Source organism: Serratia sp. JSRIV002 (assembly GCF_019968725.1).
GTDB classification, from domain to species: Bacteria; Pseudomonadota; Gammaproteobacteria; order Enterobacterales; family Enterobacteriaceae; genus Chania; species Chania fonticola_B.
Genome location: NZ_CP074143.1, coordinates 4,009,431 through 4,033,231, shown reverse-complemented (window position 1 = coordinate 4,033,231; position 23,801 = coordinate 4,009,431). Strand labels below are relative to the sequence as shown.

Below are 23,801 nucleotides of genomic sequence, written 5' to 3'. Positions count from 1 at the left end.
TTTACAGACCGGGGACAGGGTAGAACGGTGTTCAAGGACATAGTGAACACTTTTTAATATCCTTCACTCATGACGATCGGCCTATTTCTCAGGCCGATCATCTCCTCATCCAAGGTGAGCCACCGAATTTTCAGATCTACTCGATCGGTCCCCTCTCCCTGTGGGCTGAGTGATCCCCAGTAATATGGTCAGCATCCCATGACCATATTACTGTACTCATTCCCTAACTTTTTCAGCATATTAACTATATTCATCCGTCTCACTATTCCCGCTCTGTCTCTCAGGACCTCACCAGCAAGCCTCAGATACGACAGGATCCGTCTCCCTTTCTCACTATTTGCCTGATAATGCCTATGAAGTTGTTTCTTTTCCGCCATATACCCCGTCAGCCACATCACCAGGCTGGCCATCGCTGCCACTACACTCAGAACCGCCAGGCGACCCCAGCCCTGGCTGCGGCTTAGTCTCAGCCCATATCCGAAGCGCGGACTTTTTTCGTCGCGGAAGTTCTGCTCTATCTGCATCCGACGACTGTACAGGGTCATTATCTGATGAGGCTCCAGGCCTTCAACATTACTGAACAGCAACCACGGTTCCTGAGCGCTACTTCGATGCTCTTTCTCCGTTTTTGACCGTCTGCCTTTTCCGTGACGTCCCGCCGATGGGCGCTTTTGCAGATAAAAGCTACCGTAACAAGGCATCCTCGGCTTACGAGCAAGTACACCGTAACCGACTTTTATGGGAGTGCTCTCCGCCTGCAAGTCACTGATTTTCATCCAGCGGGTGCTTCCTTCCAACTGGAAGCAGACGAGCCCTCTGACCCTGCCCGTAAAACACCAGCCCAGTTGGCTTATGTGCCTGAACCAGTCAGTTCTGAAGCCCGCATCCGTGATTATTGTGACGGGTTTTCCGTCGGGAATGGCCGCGTGGAGACGGTCAAGGAAGGCGCACTGAACCTGGCTGTTTTGTGCCAGCCAGGCGGGCACCACTTCGCTCATCAGAGGGAGGGAACGGCCATTACAGACTAGGCTTGCTCGCAACAGATGCCAGTTTTTGTCATGCCATCCGCTCCAGTCGACAGCAATAACGCAGAACGGCATCAATGAGGTGATAGACCGCGTAAGCATCTGTTGAATAAGGGGAAGTTCGTGATGAATAGCGGTATTACCGAGGGCCCGATCGACACGTTTAATTTTATTTTTGACGTGAGCTCTGCCTGGAAGCGAACGGCCGAGACTGGTTAGCGTCAAGTCAGCGCCGTTGCAAAGTGCAATGGCCATAGAGATAAGTACATTGATCCGAAAGGAATGAATACCACGTAAAGACGCGGAGAAAAATTTCTGGCAAACTGTTTGTAAAGGCACGATGAGGTCTCTTCTGTTTTGTTAGCGCAACCAGTAGATCACACTTCATCGTGCCTTTCATTTTTTTGTGGGGATTCCTCAGCCCTGTGGGAGAGGGTTAGGGTGAGGGGCATCGGGGGGCATTGCTTGCTCTTTGTTGACGCCAAAAATAAAACGGCCCGGTGATGATCACCGAGCCGTTATGGGTATTACCAGAGTCTAAAGGTGCCGTAGTGGCACCTCTGTCTCATCAGGCAATAGCAGCCTGTGCATCAGCCTGAGCCGACTGGATCGCCGTCAGGGCTACGGTATAGACGATATCGTCAACCAGAGCACCACGTGACAGGTCGTTCACCGGCTTGCGCATGCCTTGCAGCATTGGCCCGATAGATACCAGGTCAGCAGAACGCTGTACCGCTTTATAAGTGGTGTTACCGGTGTTCAGATCCGGGAAGATGAACACGGTCGCCTGACCGGCTACTGGCGAGTTAGGCGCTTTGGATTTGGCCACGTCGGCCATGATCGCTGCGTCATACTGCAGTGGGCCATCGATGATCAGATCCGGGCGTTTTTCCTGGGCCAGACGGGTCGCTTCCCGCACTTTCTCAACGTCGCTACCCGCACCGGAATTACCGGTAGAGTAAGAGATCATCGCTACGCGTGGTTCGATACCGAATGCGGCTGCGGAATCGGCAGACTGAATAGCAATTTCAGACAGCTGTTCAGCAGTTGGATCCGGGTTGATCGCGCAGTCGCCGTAGACCAGAACCTGGTCAGGCAGCAGCATGAAGAACACGGAAGAAACCAGTGAGCTGCCCGGTGCGGTTTTGATCAACTGCAACGGTGGGCGGATGGTATTGGCGGTGGTGTGAACGGCACCGGAAACCAGGCCGTCAACTTCGCCTTTCTCCAGCATCAGGGTGCCGAGAACCACGTTGTCTTCCAACTGCTCACGCGCAACCACTTCGGTCATGCCCTTGCTCTTACGCAGCTCAACCAGACGCGGCACATAGAGTTCACGCACGGCAACCGGATCGACGATCTCGATGCCTTTACCCAGCTCAACGCCCTGCGCGGCGGCAACGCGTTTGATCTCTTCCGGGTTACCCAGCAGCACACATTCCGCGATACCACGTTCGGCACAGATGGCCGCCGCTTTCACGGTGCGTGGCTCGTCGCCTTCCGGCAGCACGATGCGTTTACCCGCTTTGCGCGCCAATTCGGTCAGCTCATAACGGAACGCCGGTGGGGACAGACGACGTGAACGCTCAGACGTGGCGGTCAGGGACTCGATCCATTCGGCGTTGATGTGGCTGGCCACGTAGTTCTGTACTTTCTCAATACGCTGATGGTCGTCTGAAGGCACTTCAAGGTTGAAGCTTTGCAGGCTCAGCGAGGTCTGCCAGGTGTTGGTGTCAACCATGAACACCGGCAGGCCGGTTTCAAAGGCGCGCTCACACAGCTTGTTGATGGAGGCATCGATTTCGTAGCCGCCGGTCAGCAGGATGGCACCAATTTCCACGCCGTTCATCGCGGCCAGGCAGGCTGAAACCAGCACGTCTGGACGGTCGGCAGAGGTAACTAACAGGGAACCTGGGCGGAAGTGTTCAAGCATGTGCGGAATGCTACGCGCACAGAAGGTCACAGATTTCACCCGGCGGGTCATGATGTCGCCTTCGTTGATCACTCGCGCCTTCAGGTGGCGGGCCATATCAATGGCACGGGTAGCGATCAGTTCGAAGCTCCACGGCACGCAACCCAATACCGGCAGCGGGCTGTTGGCGAACAGCTGTGCAGGATCGACGTTGGCTACGCTGGCCTTGGTGGAATCGTCAAAGATTTCGGACAGGTCTGGGCGAGTACGGCCCTGATCGTCCACCGGAGCGTTCAGCTTGTTGATGATCACGCCGGTAATGTTTTTGTTCTTGCTGCCGCCGAAGCTGGAGCGAGCCAGTTCGATGCGCTCGGTTAACTGGGCTGGAGAATCGTTACCCAGTGCCAGCACAAAGACGATCTCTGCATTCAGCGTTTTGGCGATCTCGTAGTTCAGCGCGTTGGCGAACTGATGCTTACGGGTAGGCACCAGGCCCTCAATCAGCACAACTTCTGCGTCTTTGGTGTTTTCGTGGTAACGGGCCACGATCTCTTCCATCAGCACGTCCTGCTTGTTGGAGCTCAGCAGGCTCTCAACGTAGCTCATGCGCAGGGGTTCGGCCGCCGGGATGGTCGAGTTGCTGCGGATGATGGTGGTGGTCTGGTCGAGAGAATCGCCGCCGGTACGCGGTTGGGCAATAGGTTTGAACACGCTCAGGCGAACGCCTTTTTGCTCCATGGAGCGGATGACACCCAGGCTGACGCTGGTCAGACCGACGCTGGTGCCTGTGGGGATCAACATAATTGTACGTGACACAGAATAGTCCTCTTCACGGTTTTCTGCCTGCAACGGGGGCGCAGACAAAGATGACAGGCTCAAAACAACACCGCCAGCCTGGGCTGACGGTGTGGAGAGCATTAAGCGGTCAGACGGGAAGCGTCTTGCGCGATGACCAATTCTTCGTTGGTCGGGATCACCAGTGCCGGACGGCTGCCGTCTTTGGTGATGTTGCCTGATTTGCCGAAGCGGGCAGCCAGGTTGCGTTCGTGATCGATTTCAAAGCCCAGCAGGCCCAGTTTATCCAGGGTCAGCTCACGTACCATCGCAGCGTTCTCACCGATACCGCCGGTGAAGATCACAGCATCCAGACGGCCTTCCATCAGGGCGCTATAGGCACCGATATACTTGGCCAGACGGTGGCAGAAGACGTCCATGGCGCGCTTGGCATCGGCCTTGGTGTCATAGTTGTCTTCAACGTAACGGCAGTCGCTGGTGACTTCGGTCAGACCCAGCAGGCCAGACTCTTTGGTCAGCATCTTGTTGATCTGGTCAACGCTCATGCCCATGGCGTCGTGCAGGTGGAAGATGATGGCTGGATCGATGTCACCACTGCGGGTACCCATTACCAGGCCTTCCAGCGGGGTCAGACCCATGGAAGTATCAACACACTTACCGTTGCGTACTGCGGTTACGGAACCGCCGTTGCCCAGATGGCAGGTGATGATGTTAACTTCTTCAACCGGCTTGTTCAGCGCCTTCGCGGCTTCTTGAGTCACGTAGAAGTGGCTGGTGCCGTGTGCGCCGTAGCGACGAACGCCATGGTCGCGGTACAGGCTGTACGGCAGGGCATACAGGTAGGACTCTTCCGGCATGGTCTGATGGAACGCGGTGTCAAACACGGCAACGTTTTTATCAGCCAGATTAGGGAAGGATTTCAACGCTTCAGCAATACCGATCAGATGTGCCGGGTTATGCAGTGGTGCAAAAGGTACCGAATCTTTGATACCCTGCAGGACTTCGTCGTTGATGACGGCAGAGGCCGTGAACTTCTCGCCGCCGTGCACGATGCGGTGGCCGATAGCGGTCAACTGGGCGGAAAGCTCTGGTTTTTGTGCCAGAATAGTATTAACAATGAAGTTCAGCGCTTCGCTGTGCGCTGCGCCGGCACCCAGTGCCGCTTCTTGTTTACCGCCATCCATTTTCCATTTGATACGGGCTTCAGGAAGATGGAAGCACTCGGCCAGGCCAGAGAGGTATTCTTCACCGTTGGCTGCATCGATGATAGCGAATTTCAGGGAAGAACTGCCGCAGTTAAGGACCAGTACTAGCTTACTCGACATGGAAGTACCTACTTATAGTTCGTGTTGGTATTAAGGAAGACCCAAAAACACGTGGTGAATAAAACGTCAATCAGACAACAAGCGTAGCGCATAATGCCGTTGACATTTATGATTAACATCATGTCAGTGATACAAAGGACATAATGATGAAAAAACCGATGATTTCTCTGCGGTTTAAGCGATCCTGATTTTTACCGCTTCCTAGCCCCACATGGCCGCCAACGGCAGGATTAGGGAGATAGGGCTAAAAGTTGACAAATCTTCTGTCATCTTCTACCGGCACATGGCCGGCTTAGGATACCGATAGCCCGCCACAAACACAAAATAAATTTAAAGCTTCAACTTTTTTGTTAGTGTGTTTGCAAGAATATTTTATTTTTTATACGTGAAGTTGAGGTGCGCAATGACGAGCAGACCATCCGGTTCCGTAAGCTGGTTTCAGATATTCCAGCGCGGGCAGCATTACATGAAAACCTGGCCAGCAGACAAACGGCTGGCACCGCTTTTCCCTGAGAACCGCGTGTCACGCGCTACCCGCTTTGCCGTTCGCTTTATGCCCCCGTTGGCGATTTTTACCCTGACCTGGCAGATTGCGCTCGGCGGTCAGCTTGGCCCGGCGATTGCCACCGCACTGTTTGCCTGTAGCTTGCCGATGCAGGGGCTGTGGTGGTTGGGCCGACGTTCCGTGACACCATTGCCGCCAACCTTGCTGCAATGGTTCCATGAGGTCCGTAACAAGCTGGCGGAAGCTGGGCAGGCGATTGCCCCCGTAGAAGGGACGCCAACCTACCAGGCGCTGGCGGACGTGCTGAAACGAGCCTTCAAGCAGTTGGACAAAACCTTCCTCGACGATCTTTAAGTGCCACTGGGCCGGGATTTCGCCGGCCTTGCTTTATGCCGCAAATTCGTGCCCGGATCATGTCTGGCTACTCCCCACATTTGACGAATATCCCGGTTCAAATCAAAGAATGGGTTAGTTGTGATTCCACGCCATACTGAAGTCATGCGATGCTCTGGTTAATTTGCAGAACTGAGGACAATGAAATGGAAATGACTCACGCCCAACGGCTGATTTTGTCGAATCAATACAAGATGATGACCATGCTCGATCCGGACAATGCGGAGCGCTACCGCCGCTTGCAGACGATCATCGAGCGCGGTTTTGGTTTGCAAATGCGCGAGCTGGATCGTGATTTTGGTGAGATGAGCGAAGAAGTGTGCCGCACCATCATCAATATCATGGAAATGCACCATGCGCTCCAGGTTTCCTGGGAGAACCTAAAGGATCGCCAGGGGCTGGACGCGCGTCGCCTGGCATTCCTGGGTTTTGATGCGGCAACCGAAGCACGTTACCTGAGCTATGTGCGTTTCCTGGTGAATACGGAAGGGCGGTATACTCATTTCGATTCTGGTAGCCACGGGTTTAACGCCCAAACCAAAATGTGGGAAAAATACCAGCGCATGCTGAGTATCTGGCTATCCTGCCCACGCCAGTATCATTTGAGCGCCGTCGAGATTGCGCAAATCATCAATGCCTGATTAAACGTAGAGGGGTTTCCCGTGGAGTGTAAGGGTTTTCTGTTCGATCTTGATGGAACGTTAGTAGATTCATTACCGGCGGTAGAGCGAGCCTGGACGCAATGGGCAGAGCGCCATGGCATCAGCCCGCAACAGGTGCTGGACTTTATCCACGGAAAACAGGCGATCACCTCGCTGCGTCACTTTATGCCGAATGCCACCGAGGCTGAGCTACAGCATGAGTTCACATTGCTTGAGCAGGTAGAAGCAGAGGATACCGACGGCGTCCGTGCCCTGCCAGGGGCATTGGTCCTGCTGGAGCGGATCAAGGCGTTGGGGATACCTTGGGCAATCGTCACCTCGGGGTCCGTGCCAGTGGCCAACGCACGCCGCCTTGCCGGTGGGGTGCCGCTTCCTGAGGTGTTTATCACCAGTGAGCGGGTCAAACAGGGTAAACCGCATCCAGACGCCTACCTGTTAGGGGCACAAGGTCTTGGGTTGGCACCACAGGATTGTGTGGTGGTGGAAGATGCTCCTGCCGGGATACTTTCCGGTTTGGCCGCAGGTTGCCAGGTGATTGCGGTTAATGCACCGGCAGACGCACCGAAGCTGAACCAGGTGGATCTGATCCTTTCCTCTTTGGAACAGCTCAAGATCGCCAAGTCCGAACAGGGCGCTGTCATCGAACTTATTGCTTAATCTGCACATTCTTACCTCAATTTGATTAGACCCCGCATCGTCGGGGTTTTTTTATGCTAATTTCTTATGCCGGGATCACTGCAGAATGAGGCCGTTTTGAACAGCGAATTACTTTGGGTTTTGAGTTTACTGTTAATAGCCATTGTGCTGTTTACCACCAACAAGCTGCGCATGGATGTGGTGGCACTGTTGGTGATCATCGCGTTTGTGCTCAGTGGAACCTTGAGTCTGCAAGAGGCAACGGCTGGCTTCAGCGATCCTAACGTCATTTTGATCGCCGCTCTGTTCGTCATTGGCGAAGGGCTGGTACGCACCGGGGTGGCCTATCAGGTTGGCGACTGGCTGGTGAGAGTGGCGGGCAGCAGTGAAACCAAGATGATGATGCTGCTGATGTTTACCGTCGCCGGGCTGGGGGCCTTTATGAGCTCGACCGGGGTGGTAGCCATCTTTATTCCCGTGGTGCTCAGCGTCGCGGTGCGCATGAAAATCTCGCCAGGGCGGTTGATGATGCCGCTGAGCTTTGCCGGTTTGATCAGCGGCATGATGACGCTGGTTGCCACGCCGCCGAATATGGTGGTCAACAGTGAACTGGTACGTGAAGGCATCGACGGTTTCGGCTTCTTTGGCGTTACGCCAATTGGCCTGGTGGTGTTGCTGTTGGGCGTGGGGTACATGCTGGTTGCAAGACGCTGGCTCGGCGACAGCGGCGGCACCAAGACCAAGTCGGCGTGGGAGCGCCGGACTTTCCGCGATTTAATCCGCGATTATAAGCTCACCGGGCGGGCGCGTCGTTTGGCGGTACGTAGCGGTTCGCCACTGATTGGCCGTTCGCTGGATGAACTGCATTTGCGCGCGCGTTACAGCGCCAACGTTATCGGCATTGAGCGCTGGAAGCGTTTCCGCCGGGTGATGATCAGCGCCTTTGGCAGCACGGAACTGCGCGAAGGGGACGTACTGCTGATCGATATGACGGATTGTGATATCGATCTGCGTCAGTTCTGTAGTGAGCAACAGCTTGAGCCCATGGTGCTGCGGGGGGAATATTTCTCCGAACAGTCGCGCAACGTGGGCATGGCCGAAGTTTCGCTAATCCCTGAATCGGCCCTGCTGGGAAAAAGCGTGCGCGATGCCGCTTTCCGTAGCCGTTACGATCTCAACGTGGTCGGTATCCGCCGCAATGGTGAAACCCTGCAAGGCAAGCTGGTGGATGAACCGCTGGGCCTGGGGGACATTCTGTTGGTGATCGGCGACTGGAAAGCAATCCGCCAACTGCAGGCCAAAACCCATGACTTTATCGTCTTGAACCTGCCCGCCGAAGTGGACGAAGTGGCACCGGCGATCACCCAGGCTCCTCATGCGCTGTTCTGTCTGGCGCTGATGGTGGCAATGATGCTGACCGACGAGATCCCGAATCCGATCGCCGCACTGATCGCTTGCCTGTTGATGGGGCGCTTTCGCTGCATCGATATGGAAAGTGCCTATAAGGCGATCCATTGGCCGAGCATCATTTTAATCGTCGGTATGATGCCCTTTGCCCAAGCGTTGCAGAAAACGGGCGGGGTCGATCTGATCGTCCGTGGGTTGATGGATGTTGCCGGTGATGCCGGGCCGCACGTCATGCTGGCCTGTCTGTTTGTCCTGTGCGCCACCATAGGGCTGTTTATCTCCAACACCGCCACGGCGGTATTGATGGCACCGATTGCCATTGCTGCGGCCCGTGAAATGGGCGTTTCGCCTTATCCGTTTGCCATGATTATCGCGATTGCCGCCTCCGCCGCCTTTATGACGCCGGTGTCATCGCCGGTCAATACGCTGGTGTTGGGACCGGGAAACTACAAGTTTGGCGATTTTCTGAAAATTGGGGTGCCGTTCACCGTGCTGGTGATGATTGTCAGCGTGATATTGGTGCCTTGGTTGTATGCGTTTTAAGCACACAGTTTGCGTTTTATGTCAGGAATGAGTAAAGGCACTTTATTGACTCTTGAGAATGCGCTTAAGTAGCTAACGACCGAAACCATAAAGAGTTTTGGCATTTTATCGGCTCATGCTGCAGCTCGTTGAGGCTTTACGGCGACCGGTGTCGCCCAGGCTTAGTTTAGCGATCCTTCTGGAGTTGCCATGAAAATGAAACATGGATTTATAACCCTTACTTTAGCTTCTCTGTTGTTGCTGTCCGGCTGTGCGAGATACATGAGTGGCTCTCTCAATTCGGTGCCCGATCCGGGTTATGCCTTTGATAAGAATGCGCCAGTGTTGGTGCTTGTCGCCTCAGATTCTGATGAACCAATGCTGGCGAAACACTTCTTCGGTAATACGCTGACGTTTTTGCGCGCAAAGGGGTTTCAGCGCGTTTATACCGAGGATAACCTGCCAAATGGCGGTGTGGTGCCCAAGCTGTTTGTGGTGTTGGACGTAGATAAAAACACCCGGGTACATGAATATACCAGCGCGGATTACGGGGATGTGGCCACCGGTGAGACCACCGAATGCACCACTGAAAATACCAAGAAAGGGGAAAAGGCGACCTGCACCACCAAGGCCATTATGACCAGAGAGATCATTGGCTATTCGAAGAAAAGGGACTACTACACCGAGCGCCGTTTCCTGCTGAGTATGTTTAACAGCGATAAAAAACCGGTGCTGGAGGCCCAGGCTTCTTACTTTGGCAACCAATGCCCACAGGATAAAATTTACCGCTTCCTGGTCACACAAACTTTCCAGCGTATCGATTTACGCTCGGTGGTGGAGCAGGAGTTCACGGTAGAAATGCCGGAAGGTACGACCTGCGGCTAAGGTGTCTCAGACTGCCAGGTGCAAAGCACCTGGCTTTAGACTCACAGTGGTGAATCGCTGCTGATTTCATCCAGCGAAAGGCTGAAGCTTGGGATGAACACCGTCATGAAATACTCCATTTCCGGGCTGTGGCGCATTTGCAGCGTTTTCTCCAGACGAGCCTTGGCCTGCTTGAACTCATTATTCCCCGCAGACAACTCCTCCAGACACTTCAGGTAAGCGCATAGCGCATCGGCCTGCTTCACGATCAGCTTTTCATCCTCGCTGTGATGGTGCTCATCCAGGATCGAGCGGAAATCGTTTTGTAACTCTTCCGGCAGCATCTCCAACAGCTTTTGTTGGGCAATCTTCTCGATTTTTTTGTATTCGTGGGCTATCTGCGGGTTGTAATACTTGATGGGAGTGGGCATATCGCCGGTCAGCACTTCGCTGGCATCGTGATACATCGCCAACAACGCCACGCGTTCGGCATTCAGGTTGCCGTTAAACTTGCGGTTTTTGATCGCGGCCAGCGCATGGGCGACAAAGGCGACCTGCAGGCTGTGTTCGGAAACGTTTTCGGTACGCACATTGCGCATCAGCGGCCAGCGGCTAATCAGTTTCAAACGGGACAGGTGGGCAAAGAAGTGGCTCTGGCTCATGGTGCTCTCTCTACAACGGCATGTGAGAGCATTATACGCTATGGAGCTAAGTACATCCCTCGGAATTGTAGGGCGCAGCGAACCGCGCCCGGCAAAATTACTGGTGATAGGTTTCCAGGAAGCGGCCCAGTTTGCCCACCGCCATTTCCAATTCATCCACGCGGGGTAGCGTAACGATACGGACGTGGTCTGGGTAAGGCCAGTTGAACGCGCTGCCCTGTACCAGTAACACCTTCTCTTGCAACAGCAGATCCAGCACCAGCTTCTGGTCGTCGCGGATGTTAAAGCGCTTGGCGTCAATGCGTGGGAACATATAGAGGGCCCCCTGAGGTTTCACGCAGGAAACGCCAGGGATCTCGTTTAGCAGTTCCCAGGTGCGGTCGCGTTGTTCATACAGGCGGCCACCAGGCTGAATAAATTCGCTGATGCTCTGGTAACCCCCCAGTGCCGTCTGGATCGCATGCTGCATTGGCACGTTAGCGCACAGACGCATGGAAGCCAGCATCTCCAACCCTTCAATATAGCCTTTGGCATGTTTCTTCGGCCCGTTGAGCACCATCCAGCCCTGACGGAAACCGGCAACGCGATAGGTTTTGGACAAGCCGTTAAAGGTGACGGTCAGCAGATCTGGGGCCAATGCGGCGATCGAGTGATGCTCTGCCTCGTCGTAGAGGATCTTGTCGTAGATTTCGTCGGCAAAGATGATCAGGTCATGCTGGCGGGCGATCTCGACGATCTGTTCCAGCAGTTCTTTGCTGTAGACCGCACCGGTTGGGTTATTAGGGTTGATGATCACGATGCCACGAGTGCGTGGGGTGATTTTGCTGCGAATATCGTCCAGATCCGGGAACCAGCCAGATTCTTCGTCGCACATATAGTGCACGGCCTTGCCGCTGGAAAGCGACACGGCGGCGGTCCACAACGGGTAGTCTGGCGCAGGTACCAGCATTTCATCACCGATGTTCAGCAGCGCTTGCATGGATTGCACGATCAGCTCAGAAACGCCATTGCCGATGTAGATATCCTCAACGGTCACGTCACGCATGTTACGTGCCTGATAGTGCTGCATGATTGCCTTGCGCGCCGAGTAGAGCCCTTTGGAGTCGCAGTAGCCTTGTGCCGTTGGCAGATTGCGGATCACGTCGACCAGAATTTCATCGGGGGCATCAAAGCCGAACGGGGCAGGGTTGCCAATGTTCAGCTTGAGGACTTTATTGCCTTCTTCTTCAAGACGTTTAGCTTCTTTGAGTACCGGGCCACGAATGTCATAACAGACGTTGTCCAGTTTGCTGGATTTCTCAATGGGGGACATAGAAAGTTGAGCCTTTTGCTAAGATAGGGCCGTTCCTACCGTGGAACACCGCAATCCGTCCAATGTACTCCTGGAGGCCGGGCTTTTGAAGGGTTATGCATTGCTTTGGTGAAAACGATCGGCAAAAATCGTTTTTTAAGACAATAACCGTCTGTATTGATCGTTTTTTCAGTGTTTAAATCTGATGGCGTCACTATTTTAAGGTTTATATGTCGACGGAAGGGCTTGTCACGTAAAGGGTTTTTATCAGTTAACCGCATAAATGTGTATGCCAAGCGCCAGAAAAACGCCAAAGCCGCTTAAAGATAGTAATATGGGATTAATCTGGTTTCTTGTCTGTACTGACAATACCACACTGAGTTGAAGTAGAATTACATTAGGTCCACTTCAGTAATTAACTTAAATTTTATTTAAGTAATAGTCAGGGTCTTTTAATAATCAAAAGACTTACTGCTTGAATTTATTAAATTCCCTAATCGATGCGTCGTTCGATATACGGGGGGGTTGTTAATATTTTGTACAGAAAACAACAATGCTGTCATGGTCTCTGGCGGCCAGAGATCGAGGTAACCGGGAGGAAAGGGGGGATTTTGCCCGCATAGGATTATCAATGCTTATAAGGGTAAGCACTTTTCGTCGTAACTTTCACCACTATCAATAAGCCGTTGCGATAGATCACGGATAAAAAGCGATGCAGATAACGAAATATAAGTAATTTTTTTGCCCTCTTCTAATGAGTGGGGTACTGTCATAAGTGGCGCATGCCCTTTTAAGCTGCGTCTTAGAAATACACCAGGGTAGTTTGTAAATTAGAATTTAAAAAGTGAAGAAAACACTATGACAAGTGCAAATCGTCCGATACTTAATCTCGACCTCGATCTGCTAAGAACTTTTGTTGCTGTTGCTGATTTGAATACGTTTGCGGCTGCTGCCGTTGCCGTGTGTCGTACTCAGTCCGCAGTCAGTCAACAAATGCAGCGGTTAGAGCAATTGGTTGGCAAAGAGTTGTTCGCCCGTCATGGGCGCAATAAATTGTTAACCGAACATGGTATCCAGCTTCTCGGCTACGCCAGGAAAATCCTGCGCTTCAACGACGAAGCTTGTGCCTCCTTGATGTACAACAATATCAACGGCGTTCTGACTATCGGTGCTTCTGATGATACCGCCGATACCATTTTGCCTTTCTTGCTAAACCGCGTGACGTCGGTCTATCCCAAGCTGGCGATTGATGTGCGGGTGAAGCGTAGTCCGTTCATGATCGACATGCTGAAGAATGGTGAAGTGGATCTGGCCATCACCACCGTGGATACCGAAGGGCATCCGCACATCATTCTGCGTACATCTCCAACGTTGTGGTACTGCTCGGCGGATTACCATTACCAGGCGGGGGAACCGATCCCTCTGGTGGTGATGGATGAGCCAAGCCCGTTCCGAGCGATGGCGATCAAGCACCTCGAAGCTGCCGATATTCCTTGGCGTATTGCCTACGTGGCCTCTACGCTTTCTGCGGTGCGCGCGGCGTGCCGGGCAGGTTTGGGGATCACCGTGCGGCCAATCGAAATGATGAGCCCAGATCTGCGAGTTCTGGGCGCGGCGGAAGGTTTACCGCATCTTCCTGATACGCAGTATGCGCTATGCAAAGACATGAAGTGCGAAAATGAACTGGCCATGGCGATCTTCAGTGCCGTGCAAAACGGCAGTGAGATTTACCACTTCGGCGGCGGCGAATCTTCGGTGATCGATGAAGGTTCCAGCGTGGCGGATAGCGAAGAGTAGCGTTTTACCCTAAGCTAGCCATAGTAAAAGTTACAAACCTCTGCCACGGCGGAGGTTTTTTTTAGCTCAAAAAAATGAAATCAAGAATTTTGGCGTGTTGAAGGTAAATGCGATGCCAAATGGGTATTTATTCATGGTTTCTAGCAGGTGAAACCCGCATTTTTTCACATTGCTCGTTTTTTATGCAGTGATAACAATGAGTAAATACCTGGAGTTGATGGGGTTATTTTGCTATTTTACGCTGACGTTTTTTTACCTGAAATTGACAAAAATTGTTAAACCGCCACACTTTTTTTGAGGATTTCTGCCCGAAACGTGTCCTGGATCAAAAAAATACCCCTAGGTAGTGAGTGGAACAACAGGGAATTCCTGAGAGAATGGTATAGTAAAAGTGAAATGTGCCTGTGGGGTTATATCTATCTGTTTCCGTTGAGCAATCAACTGACACGATTTAGCCTAAGCCAAGCGCATCATATGTTAATTAAATGCTTCGTATGTAAATTAGTGTGTAGATACTTTTGTCAAAGTTGACAGAAGGTTATAGAAAGGAGTAAAAAGCCCACAGTAAAACACTGCCTAACTCTCTGTAAAAGCAGCTTGTTTGTGTGGTTATTTATCCTTCCCTTAAATCGATGTGGTGCACTAACTGCCAGTTACAAGAGCAGAACGATCGACGCCACTTTTGATGAGTAAGCATAGAGTATGTCAACAACCATTGAAGTCATCGCTCATCACTGGGCGTTCGCCGTATTTCTTATCATGGCTATCGGGCTCTGCGGCTTCATGCTGCTGGGTGCGTTCTTCTTGGGTGGGAGAGCCCAGGCTCGCGCCAAAAACACCCCTTATGAATCCGGGGTCGACTCGGTCGGTACGGCGCGTTTGCGTCTGTCCGCCAAGTTCTACCTGGTGGCCATGTTCTTCGTCATTTTCGATGTTGAAGCCTTATATCTGTACGCCTGGTCGGTCTCGATTCGTGAGAGCGGTTGGGTAGGCTTTATCGAAGCCGCCATTTTCATTTTGGTGTTATTGGCTGGTTTGGTTTATCTGGTGCGTATCGGCGCATTGGATTGGACTCCAACGCGCTCCAAGCGTTTGAGTAAGCCAACTATCATCAAGAACGCTAGCAACAGTCATCCGCAGTAACAGCGAGGCATTAAGATGGACTATACGCTCACCCGCATAGACCCGAACGGTGAGAACGACCGTTATCCCCTGCAAAAACAGGAGATCGTAGGCGATCCCCTTGAGCAGCAGGTTCACCGTACGGTTTACATGGGTAAACTCGAACATGCTTTGCATGACATGGTGAACTGGGGGCGTAAAAACTCTCTTTGGCCGTATAACTTCGGCCTTTCGTGCTGTTATGTGGAAATGGTGACCTCGTTTACCGCCGTTCACGACGTGGCGCGTTTTGGTGCGGAAGTATTGCGTGCCTCCCCACGCCAGGCCGACTTTATGGTCGTTGCCGGCACCTGCTTTACCAAGATGGCCCCGGTCATTCAGCGTTTGTACGAGCAAATGCTGGAGCCTAAATGGGTGATCTCGATGGGCTCCTGCGCCAACTCAGGCGGCATGTACGATATCTACTCAGTAGTCCAGGGCGTGGATAAATTCCTGCCGGTCGACGTGTATATTCCTGGCTGCCCACCGCGCCCGGAAGCTTACATGCAGGCACTGCTGCTGCTGCAGGAATCCATTGGTAAAGAACGTCGCCCGCTGTCGTGGGTCGTTGGCGATCAGGGCGTGTACCGCGCCAATATGCCATCAGAAAAAGAACGTAAGCACGCCGAGCGTATTGCGGTAACCAACCTTCGGTCGCCTGACGAGATTTAAGACGTTCATTTAACGTCCATCTTAGTGCGCTATTGGTTAACACAGCGAAAAGTTGAACTTGCGGCGAAATAACCCTTTAGTGTGGTGAAAAAAATTATGACAGATTTAACGACGCACGAAGCTCTGCCTGCATGGCATACCCGCGATCATCTCGATGATCCGGTGATCGGCGAACTGCGCAACCGTTTTGGGCCGGAAGCCTTTACTGTTCAGCCCACCCGTACCGGAATGCCCGTGGTATGGGTCAAAGTTGAGCAGTTGCTGGAAGTTATGACGTTTTTGAGAAAACAACCGAAGCCGTACGTCATGCTGTTCGACCTGCATGGCATGGACGAGCGTCTTCGTACCCACCGTGAAGGCTTGCCTGCCGCGGACTTCTCTGTTTTCTACCATCTGATCTCTGTCGAACGTAACCGTGACATCATGCTGAAAGTGGCGCTGTCTGAAAAAGACCTGCACGTGCCCACAGCAACCAAGATTTTCCCGAATGCCAACTGGTATGAGCGCGAAACCTGGGAAATGTTCGGTATTACCTTCGACGGTCACCCGCACCTGACGCGCATCATGATGCCGCAGAGTTGGGAAGGTCATCCACTGCGTAAAGACTACCCGGCGCGCGCCACCGAATTCGATCCTTTTGTGTTGACCAAACAAAAAGAAGATCTGGAGATGGAGTCGCTGAAGTTCAAGCCGGAAGAGTGGGGCATGAAGCGCGGCACCGAGAATGAGGACTTCATGTTCCTTAACCTCGGCCCGAACCACCCTTCTTCACACGGTGCATTCCGTATCATTCTGCAGTTGGACGGTGAAGACATCGTTGACTGTGTGCCGGACGTGGGTTACCACCACCGTGGCGCAGAGAAGATGGGCGAGCGCCAGTCTTGGCACAGTTTTATCCCGTATACCGACCGTATCGAATACCTCGGCGGCTGCGTAAACGAAATGCCTTACGTACTGGCGGTGGAAAAACTGGCCGGGATCGTGGTGCCGGATCGTGTCAACACCATCCGCGTCATGCTGTCTGAGCTGTTCCGCATCAACAGCCACCTGCTGTACATCAGTACCTTTATCCAGGACGTGGGCGCCATGACCCCGGTGTTCTTTGCCTTTACCGACCGTCAGAAAGTTTATGATGTCGTTGAAGCGATTACCGGCTTCCGTATGCACCCGGCCTGGTTCCGCATAGGTGGCGTGGCGCACGACCTACCGCGTGGCTGGGATCGCCTGCTGCGTGACTTCCTGGACTGGATGCCGAAGCGCCTCGATTCCTATGTGAAAGCGGCACTGCACAACTCCGTTCTGAAAGGGCGTTCTGTCGGCGTGGCTTCTTACAACGCCAAAGAAGCGTTGGAATGGGGTGTGACTGGTGCTGGCTTGCGCGCTACCGGCGTTGAGTTTGACGTGCGTAAATGGCGTCCATACTCCGGCTATGAAAACTTCGATTTTGAAGTGCCGGTCGGCGACGGTAACAGCGACTGCTATACCCGCGTGATGCTGAAAGTGGAAGAGCTGCGCCAGAGCCTGCGCATTCTTGAGCAGTGCCTGAACAATATGCCGGAAGGCCCGTTCAAGGCCGATCATCCGCTGACCACGCCGCCGCCGAAAGAGCGTACGCTGCAACATATTGAAACGCTGATCACCCACTTCCTGCAGGTTTCCTGGGGCCCGGTGATGCCAGCCAACGAATCATTCCAGATGGTTGAAGCCACGAAAGGGATCAACAGCTACTACCTGACCAGCGACGGCAGCACCATGAGCTATCGCACCAGGATCCGTACGCCAAGCTATGCTCACCTGCAGCAAATCCCTGCGGTGATCCGTGGCAGCCTGGTCTCTGACCTGATCGTCTATCTGGGTAGTATCGATTTTGTAATGTCAGATGTGGACCGCTAACTATGCATGATCTTAAAGACACTCACGTGAGTCACGATGCGCTTGAGGCCACCAATGCAGCCGCTCCCCAGAGCGGCGCTGATGCATTTGTGCTGAGCGCGGAAGAACGTGATGCGATCGAGCACGAAAAGCACCATTACGAGGATCCACGCGCCGCCTCCATTGAAGCACTGAAGATCGTGCAGAAGCAGCGTGGCTGGGTTCCGGATGGGGCGATTTATGCCATCGCTGAAGTGCTGGGCATCCCAGCCAGCGACGTAGAAGGCGTGGCCACGTTCTACAGCCAGATTTTCCGCCAGCCAGTAGGACGCCATGTGATCCGTTACTGTGACAGCGTGGTTTGTCACATCAACGGCTACCAGGGCATTCAGGCCGCGCTGGAAAAGAAACTCAACATCAAGCCGGGCCAGACTACCTTCGACGGTCGCTTCACCCTGCTGCCGACCTGCTGTCTGGGCAACTGCGACAAAGGCCCGAACATGATGATCGATGAAGATACTCATGCTCACCTGACGCCAGAAAACGCGGTCGAACTGTTGGAGCGGTATAAATGATGATTGATATCAAACGTACTGCCGAAATGCATCCGCTGACCTGGCGCCTGCGCGATGACCAACAGCCGGTCTGGCTGGATGAATATCGCAGCAAGAACGGTTACCAGGGCGCGGAAAAAGCGCTGAAAGGCATGGCCGCCGACGACATCGTCACCCTGGTGAAAGATGCCGGGCTGAAAGGCCGTGGTGGTGCAGGTTTCTCCACCGGTTTGAAGTGGAGCCTGATGCCGAAAGACGAATCCATGAACATCCGTTACCTGCTGTGTAACGCCGATGAAATGGAGCCGGGCACCTATAAAGACCGTCTGCTGATGGAGCAACTGCCACACCTGTTGGTGGAAGGCATGCTGATTTCGGCATTTGCGCTGAAAGCCTATCGGGGTTACATCTTCCTGCGTGGCGAATACGTCGAGGCTGCAGTGCACCTGCGCCGTGCGATTGCGGAAGCTACCGAAGCAGGCCTGCTGGGCAAAAATATCATGGGCAGCGGCTTTGACTTCGAGCTGTTCGTCCACACCGGCGCTGGCCGCTACATCTGCGGTGAAGAAACGGCGCTGATCAACTCGCTGGAAGGCCGCCGTGCCAACCCGCGCTCCAAGCCGCCATTCCCCGCTTCCGTGGGCGTATGGGGCAAACCGACCTGCGTGAACAACGTAGAGACCTTGTGTAACGTGCCTGCCATCCTCGAGCATGGTGTGGACTGGTACAAAGGGATCTCTGCCGGTAAGAGTAACGACGCCGGTACCAAACTGATGGGCTTCTCTGGCCGGGTGAAAAACCCAGGCGTCTGGGAGCTGCCGTTTGGCACTACCGCGCGTGAAATTCTGGAAGATTACGCCGGTGGCATGCGTGATGGCCTGAAATTTAAAGCCTGGCAGCCGGGCGGGGCGGGTACCGACTTCCTGACCGCCGATCACCTGGATCTGCCAATGGACTTCGAAAGCATCGGTAAAGCGGGCAGCCGTTTAGGTACGGCGCTGGCGATGGCGGTGGATCACGAAATCGGCATGGTTCCCCTGGTGCGTAACCTGGAAGAGTTCTTTGCCCGTGAGTCCTGTGGCTGGTGTACACCGTGCCGTGACGGCTTGCCGTGGAGCGTGAAGATCCTGCGTGCTTTGGAAAGAGGCGAAGGCCAGCCGGGGGATATCGAAACCCTCGAGCAGCTGTGCCGCTCCCTTGGCCCAGGTAAAACCTTCTGCGCCCATGCGCCAGGTGCCGTAGAGCCACTGCAAAGCGCGATTAAATATTTCCGTGAAGAGTTTGAAGCCGGGATTTCCCCACAGTACTTGGGCAATCTCCAGGCGGTTGGCGGCATTCAGCCAAACAACTTGTTGAAGCAACGCTGGTAATCCTGCTTTGCCTGGGTGCGGTGAGCGCGCCCCGAAACACGGCCAGAATTTTTGATTAACGCCTGCCTTATGGGCAGGCCACTTGGAAGCATGCTGACTATGGCTACGATTCATGTAGACGGCAAAGAATACGACGTAGATGGAGCCGACAACCTGTTGCAGGCGTGTCTCTCCCTCGGCCTCGATATTCCTTACTTTTGCTGGCATCCGGCGCTTGGAAGCGTCGGCGCTTGCCGCCAATGTGCGGTAAAGCAATACCAAAACGCGGACGATACGCGTGGCCGTTTGGTGATGTCATGTATGACACCGGCATCCGATGGAACCTTTATTTCCATCGATGACGCAGAAGCCAAACAGTTCCGTGAAAGCGTGGTCGAGTGGTTGATGACCAACCACCCGCACGACTGTCCGGTATGTGAAGAGGGCGGTAACTGTCACCTGCAAGATATGACAGTAATGACCGGCCACAGCTTCCGTAAATATCGCTTCAGTAAGCGCACCCACAACAATCAGGAACTGGGGCCATTTATCTCGCACGAGATGAACCGCTGCATCGCCTGTTACCGTTGTGTGCGTTACTACAAAGACTACGCGGATGGCACCGATTTTGGTGTCTACGGCGCGCATGACAACGTCTATTTCGGTCGTCCGGAAAGCGGCACGCTGGAAAGCGAGTTCTCCGGTAACCTGGTAGAAGTGTGCCCAACCGGCGTATTCACCGACAAAACCCACTCCGAGCGTTACAACCGTAAGTGGGACATGCAGTTTGCCCCGAGCATCTGCCAGCAGTGCAGCATCGGCTGTAACACCAGCCCAGGTGAGCGCTATGGCGAACTGCGCCGTATCGAAAACCGTTACAACGGCAGCGTGAACCACTATTTCCTGTGTGACCGCGGCCGCTTTGGTTATGGCTATGTGAACCAGAAAGATCGCCCTCGTCAGCCGCAGCAACTGCGTGGCAACGACTGGATCACCCTGAACGCCGAACAGGCGATGCAGGGCGCGGCAGATATTCTGCGTCAGGCCAACAAAACCATCGGTATCGGTTCACCGCGTGCCAGCCTGGAAAGCAACTTTGCGTTGCGTGAACTGGTCGGCGCCGAGAACTTCTATACCGGCATCAATCAGGCTGAACAACAGCGCCTGGACCTGATGCTCAACGTGTTGAAAAACAGCGGCGTTTATACGCCTAACCTGCGTGAAATCGAAAGCTACGACGCGGTGTTGGTACTGGGTGAAGATTTGACCCAGACAGGCGCTCGTATCGCGCTGTCGGTACGTCAGGCGGTGAAAGGGAAAGCCCGCGCGATGGCTGCGGCACACCGCGTTGCCGATTGGCAGATCGCGGCGGTGCAAACCATCGGGCAGCACGCCAAACACCCGCTGTTCGTCACTAACGTTGATAACACCCGTCTGGACGACATCGCCGCCTGGAACTACCGTGCGCCGGTGGATGAGCAAGCCCGTTTAGGCTTCGCCATTGCCCACGCGCTGGATGAGTCCGCGCCGGCGGTGACCGATCTGGCCGAAGGTCTGAACAAGAAAATCGACGTGATCGTGCAGGCCCTGGCCGGTGCGCAGAAACCCTTGATCATCACCGGCAGCAATGCGGGTAGCACAGCGATCATTGAAGCTGCGGCCAACATTGCCAAGGCGTTGAAAGGTCGCGGTGCCAATGTCGGCATCACCTTCGTTGCCGCCGCTGCCAACAGCATGGGCTTGGCGATGATTGGTGGTGGCTCGCTGGATGAGGCGCTGGTGCAGTTGGAAAGTGGTGCCGCTGATACCGCCATCGTGATGGAAAACGATCTCTATCGTCACGCCCCTGCGGCCAAAGTGGATGCCGCATTGGCCAAGATCAGTAACCTGATCGTTGCCGATCACCAGCGCACCGCCATCATGGACAAAGCCAACCTGATCCTGTCTGCGGCCAGTTTTGCAGAGAGCGATGGGACCTTGGTCAGCCAGGAAGGCCGCGCGCAGCGCTTCTTCCAGGTCTACGACCCGGCTTATTACGATGATGCCAAGAAAAATATCTACAGCGTGATGTTGGAAAGCTGGCGTTGGATGCACTCGCTGCATTCCACCTACACCAGCCGCCAGGTTGACTGGACCCAGCTCGATGACGTGATTGCCGCGTGCGTGAGCGCATTGCCGCAGTTGCAAGGTATTGTCGAAGCTGCCCCAGATGCGACCTTCCGTATCCGTGGTCAGAAACTGGCCCGTTCACCGCACCGCTACAGTGGCCGTACCGCGATGCGTGCCGATATCAGCGTGCATGAACCGCGTCAGCCGCAAGATAAAGACACCATGTTCGCCTTCTCGATGGAAGGGAACAACAGCCCGCTGGCTGACCGTCAGCAGATCCCATTTGCCTGGGCACCAGGTTGGAACTCACCGCAGGCATGGAACAAGTTCCAGGCCGAAGTGGGTGGCAAACTGCGCCATGGCGATCCGGGTATCCGCCTGATCGAAGCAGGGGAGGGCAACCTCGGTTACTTCACCGCTATCCCTACGGCGTTCAAAGCCGAAGGCTGGCGTGTTGCGCCGTATTACCACCTGTTTGGCAGTGACGAAATGTCACAGCGCTCCGAAGTGATCCAGCAGCGTATGCCTCAGGCCTACGTGATGATCAACGTTGCCGATGCCGCACAGCTTGGTGTCAATGCCGGTGCCTGGGTCGAGTTCAGCTGTGCAGGTCAAACGCTGCGTTTGCCGGTACGCCTGAGTGAAACCCTGAGCCAAGGCCAGGTTGGTTTGCCGCTCGGCTTGCCAGGGATCCCGCCGGTACTGGTGGGTGCGAAGGTTGAAAATCTGCGGGAGGCGGCACTATGAGCTGGTTGACACCTGAGGTGATCGACATCCTGATCGCCGTGTTGAAAGCGGTGGTGATCCTGTTGGTCGTGGTCACCTGCGGGGCGTTTATGAGCTTCGGCGAACGCCGTCTGCTGGGGCTGTTCCAGAACCGTTACGGGCCAAACCGTGTCGGCTGGGGCGGTTCGCTGCAGCTGGTCGCCGACATGATCAAAATGTTCTTCAAAGAAGACTGGGTTCCGACCTTCGCCGACCGCATGATCTTTACGCTGGCCCCGGTGATTGCCTTTACCTCGCTGCTGTTGGCCTTTGCCATCGTGCCGGTCAGCCCGACCTGGTCGGTGGCCGATCTCAACATCGGTATTCTGTTCTTCCTGATGATGGCTGGCCTGGCGGTGTATGCTGTGCTGTTCGCCGGCTGGTCCAGTAACAACAAATACTCGCTGTTAGGGGCGATGCGTGCTTCGGCACAAACCCTGAGCTACGAAGTGTTCCTCGGCCTGTCCGTGCTGGGCGTGGTGGCGCAAGCCGACTCGTTCAACATGCAGGCGATTGTTGAATCACAGGCGCACATCTGGAACGTCATTCCGCAATTCTTTGGTTTCATTACCTTTGCGATTGCCGGTGTGGCGGTATGTCACCGCCACCCATTTGACCAGCCGGAAGCCGAGCAGGAACTGGCCGACGGTTACCACATTGAATATTCCGGTATGAAATTCGGTCTGTTCTTCGTGGGGGAATACATCGGTATCGTGACCGTGTCCGCCCTGATTGTGACGTTGTTCTTCGGCGGTTGGCAGGGTCCATTCCTGCCGCCATTCATCTGGTTCGCACTGAAAACGGCCTTCTTCATGGTGATGTTCATTCTGATCCGTGCTTCGTTGCCGCGTCCGCGTTATGACCAGGTGATGTCATTCGGCTGGAAGATTTGCCTGCCGTTGACGCTGCTGAACCTGCTGGCAACCGCCGCGGTCATTTTGTACAACGCTCAATAAGGGGTGAATAAACCATGACATTGAAAGAGTTAGTGGTTGGTTTCGGCACCCAGGTGCGCAGCCTTTGGATGATTGGCCTACACGCCTTCGCCAAACGCGAAACCCAGATGTATCCGGAAGAACCGGTTTACCTGCCGCCGCGCTACCGTGGCCGCATCGTGCTGACGCGCGATCCGGACGGTGAAGAGCGCTGCGTAGCCTGTAACCTGTGTGCGGTTGCCTGCCCGGTTGGCTGTATCTCCCTGCAAAAAGCAGAGCAGAAAGATGGCCGCTGGTATCCGGAGTTTTTCCGCATCAACTTCTCACGCTGCATTTTCTGCGGTCTGTGCGAAGAAGCTTGCCCAACTACCGCGATCCAGCTGACGCCGGATTTCGAAATGGGTGAGTTCAAGCGCCAGGATCTGGTGTACGAAAAAGAAGATCTGTTGATCTCGGGGCCGGGTAAATATCCGGAATATAACTTCTACCGGATGGCCGGTATGGCGATTGACGGCAAAGCCAAAGGCGAAGCCGAAAACGAAGCCAAACCGATCGACGTCAAAGGTCTGTTGCCTTAAGGAGCCAGCA

Annotated in this window: 19 protein-coding genes; 14 read left to right on the top strand and 5 right to left on the bottom strand. The window is 54.2% G+C overall.

What is annotated here, in order from left to right:
- Nucleotides 1–188: 188 nt before the first annotated feature.
- The 3 genes from KGP26_RS18935 to ackA all read right to left on the bottom strand — a co-directional run bounded on the left by KGP26_RS18935 (nucleotide 189) and on the right by ackA (nucleotide 5,057).
- Nucleotides 189–1,364, bottom strand: a complete 1,176-nt coding sequence (locus KGP26_RS18935; RefSeq protein ID WP_059199164.1) for an IS4 family transposase — start codon at nucleotides 1,362–1,364, stop codon at nucleotides 189–191.
- A 229-nt stretch (nucleotides 1,365–1,593) separates the two neighbouring features.
- Nucleotides 1,594–3,753 (bottom strand): phosphate acetyltransferase, encoded by a 2,160-nt coding sequence (pta, locus tag KGP26_RS18930; RefSeq protein ID WP_037375617.1) that lies wholly within the window; start codon nucleotides 3,751–3,753, stop codon nucleotides 1,594–1,596.
- Between the two features lie 101 nt (nucleotides 3,754–3,854).
- Nucleotides 3,855–5,057 (bottom strand): acetate kinase, encoded by a 1,203-nt coding sequence (gene ackA, locus KGP26_RS18925; protein ID WP_021806000.1) that lies wholly within the window; start codon nucleotides 5,055–5,057, stop codon nucleotides 3,855–3,857.
- Nucleotides 5,058–5,460: 403 nt separating this feature from the next.
- Here ackA and yfbV point away from each other — a divergent pair, with 403 nt between their 5' ends.
- The 5 genes from yfbV to KGP26_RS18900 all read left to right on the top strand — a co-directional run bounded on the left by yfbV (nucleotide 5,461) and on the right by KGP26_RS18900 (nucleotide 10,067).
- Nucleotides 5,461–5,916 carry a terminus macrodomain insulation protein YfbV gene (yfbV, locus tag KGP26_RS18920; RefSeq protein WP_025122796.1) on the top strand — a complete coding sequence of 152 codons (456 nt, stop codon included), beginning with the start codon at nucleotides 5,461–5,463 and terminating at the stop codon, nucleotides 5,914–5,916.
- 185 nt (nucleotides 5,917–6,101) lie between these two features.
- The gene (locus tag KGP26_RS18915) at nucleotides 6,102–6,596 is read left to right on the top strand and encodes a YfbU family protein (protein WP_021178532.1); all 495 of its coding nucleotides are present in this window, start codon (nucleotides 6,102–6,104) and stop codon (nucleotides 6,594–6,596) included.
- Between the two features lie 21 nt (nucleotides 6,597–6,617).
- A complete protein-coding gene (locus tag KGP26_RS18910) occupies nucleotides 6,618–7,274 on the top strand; it encodes a sugar phosphatase (protein ID WP_021805998.1) in 657 nt (218 codons plus the stop codon).
- Nucleotides 7,275–7,370: 96 nt separating this feature from the next.
- A complete protein-coding gene (locus tag KGP26_RS18905; protein WP_021178530.1) occupies nucleotides 7,371–9,203 on the top strand; it encodes an SLC13 family permease in 1,833 nt (610 codons plus the stop codon).
- 189 nt (nucleotides 9,204–9,392) lie between these two features.
- The gene (locus KGP26_RS18900) at nucleotides 9,393–10,067 is read left to right on the top strand and encodes a hypothetical protein (RefSeq protein WP_037375528.1); all 675 of its coding nucleotides are present in this window, start codon (nucleotides 9,393–9,395) and stop codon (nucleotides 10,065–10,067) included.
- Between the two features lie 41 nt (nucleotides 10,068–10,108).
- On the opposite strand, the gene yfbR is transcribed toward KGP26_RS18900, so the two are convergent.
- Complete coding sequence (gene yfbR / locus KGP26_RS18895) at nucleotides 10,109–10,708, bottom strand: 5'-deoxynucleotidase (protein ID WP_021805996.1); 600 nt, start codon at nucleotides 10,706–10,708, stop codon at nucleotides 10,109–10,111.
- Between the two features lie 97 nt (nucleotides 10,709–10,805).
- The gene (locus tag KGP26_RS18890) at nucleotides 10,806–12,020 is read right to left on the bottom strand and encodes a pyridoxal phosphate-dependent aminotransferase (protein ID WP_021805995.1); all 1,215 of its coding nucleotides are present in this window, start codon (nucleotides 12,018–12,020) and stop codon (nucleotides 10,806–10,808) included.
- An 837-nt stretch (nucleotides 12,021–12,857) separates the two neighbouring features.
- Between KGP26_RS18890 and lrhA the strand changes: the two genes are divergently transcribed.
- The 9 genes from lrhA (at nucleotide 12,858) to nuoI (ending at nucleotide 23,791) form a co-directional block, all read left to right on the top strand.
- Nucleotides 12,858–13,796 (top strand): transcriptional regulator LrhA, encoded by a 939-nt coding sequence (gene lrhA, locus KGP26_RS18885; RefSeq protein ID WP_037375525.1) that lies wholly within the window; start codon nucleotides 12,858–12,860, stop codon nucleotides 13,794–13,796.
- 702 nt (nucleotides 13,797–14,498) lie between these two features.
- Nucleotides 14,499–14,939, top strand: a complete 441-nt coding sequence (locus tag KGP26_RS18880; RefSeq protein ID WP_021178526.1) for an NADH-quinone oxidoreductase subunit A — start codon at nucleotides 14,499–14,501, stop codon at nucleotides 14,937–14,939.
- A 15-nt stretch (nucleotides 14,940–14,954) separates the two neighbouring features.
- Nucleotides 14,955–15,629, top strand: a complete 675-nt coding sequence (locus tag KGP26_RS18875) for an NADH-quinone oxidoreductase subunit B family protein (protein WP_021178525.1) — start codon at nucleotides 14,955–14,957, stop codon at nucleotides 15,627–15,629.
- A gap of 96 nt (nucleotides 15,630–15,725) precedes the next feature.
- Nucleotides 15,726–17,522 (top strand): NADH-quinone oxidoreductase subunit C/D, encoded by a 1,797-nt coding sequence (gene nuoC / locus KGP26_RS18870; RefSeq protein WP_037375523.1) that lies wholly within the window; start codon nucleotides 15,726–15,728, stop codon nucleotides 17,520–17,522.
- Nucleotides 17,523–17,524: 2 nt separating this feature from the next.
- Complete coding sequence (gene nuoE, locus KGP26_RS18865) at nucleotides 17,525–18,076, top strand: NADH-quinone oxidoreductase subunit NuoE (RefSeq protein ID WP_021178523.1); 552 nt, start codon at nucleotides 17,525–17,527, stop codon at nucleotides 18,074–18,076.
- Entirely contained in the window at nucleotides 18,073–19,425 is a 1,353-nt protein-coding gene (gene nuoF, locus KGP26_RS18860; RefSeq protein WP_021805992.1) for an NADH-quinone oxidoreductase subunit NuoF, read from the top strand. Before nuoE ends, nuoF begins: the two co-directional genes overlap by 4 nt.
- 99 nt (nucleotides 19,426–19,524) lie before the next feature.
- Nucleotides 19,525–22,260, top strand: a complete 2,736-nt coding sequence (gene nuoG, locus KGP26_RS18855) for an NADH-quinone oxidoreductase subunit NuoG (protein ID WP_218519118.1) — start codon at nucleotides 19,525–19,527, stop codon at nucleotides 22,258–22,260.
- On the top strand, nucleotides 22,257–23,234 hold the full coding sequence (nuoH, locus tag KGP26_RS18850; RefSeq protein WP_021805990.1) for an NADH-quinone oxidoreductase subunit NuoH: 978 nt from the start codon (nucleotides 22,257–22,259) through the stop codon (nucleotides 23,232–23,234). The genes nuoG and nuoH overlap by 4 nt, the downstream gene beginning before the upstream one ends.
- Before the next feature lie 14 nt (nucleotides 23,235–23,248).
- Complete coding sequence (gene nuoI / locus KGP26_RS18845) at nucleotides 23,249–23,791, top strand: NADH-quinone oxidoreductase subunit NuoI (protein WP_021178518.1); 543 nt, start codon at nucleotides 23,249–23,251, stop codon at nucleotides 23,789–23,791.
- The last annotated feature ends 10 nt before the right edge of the window (nucleotides 23,792–23,801 follow it).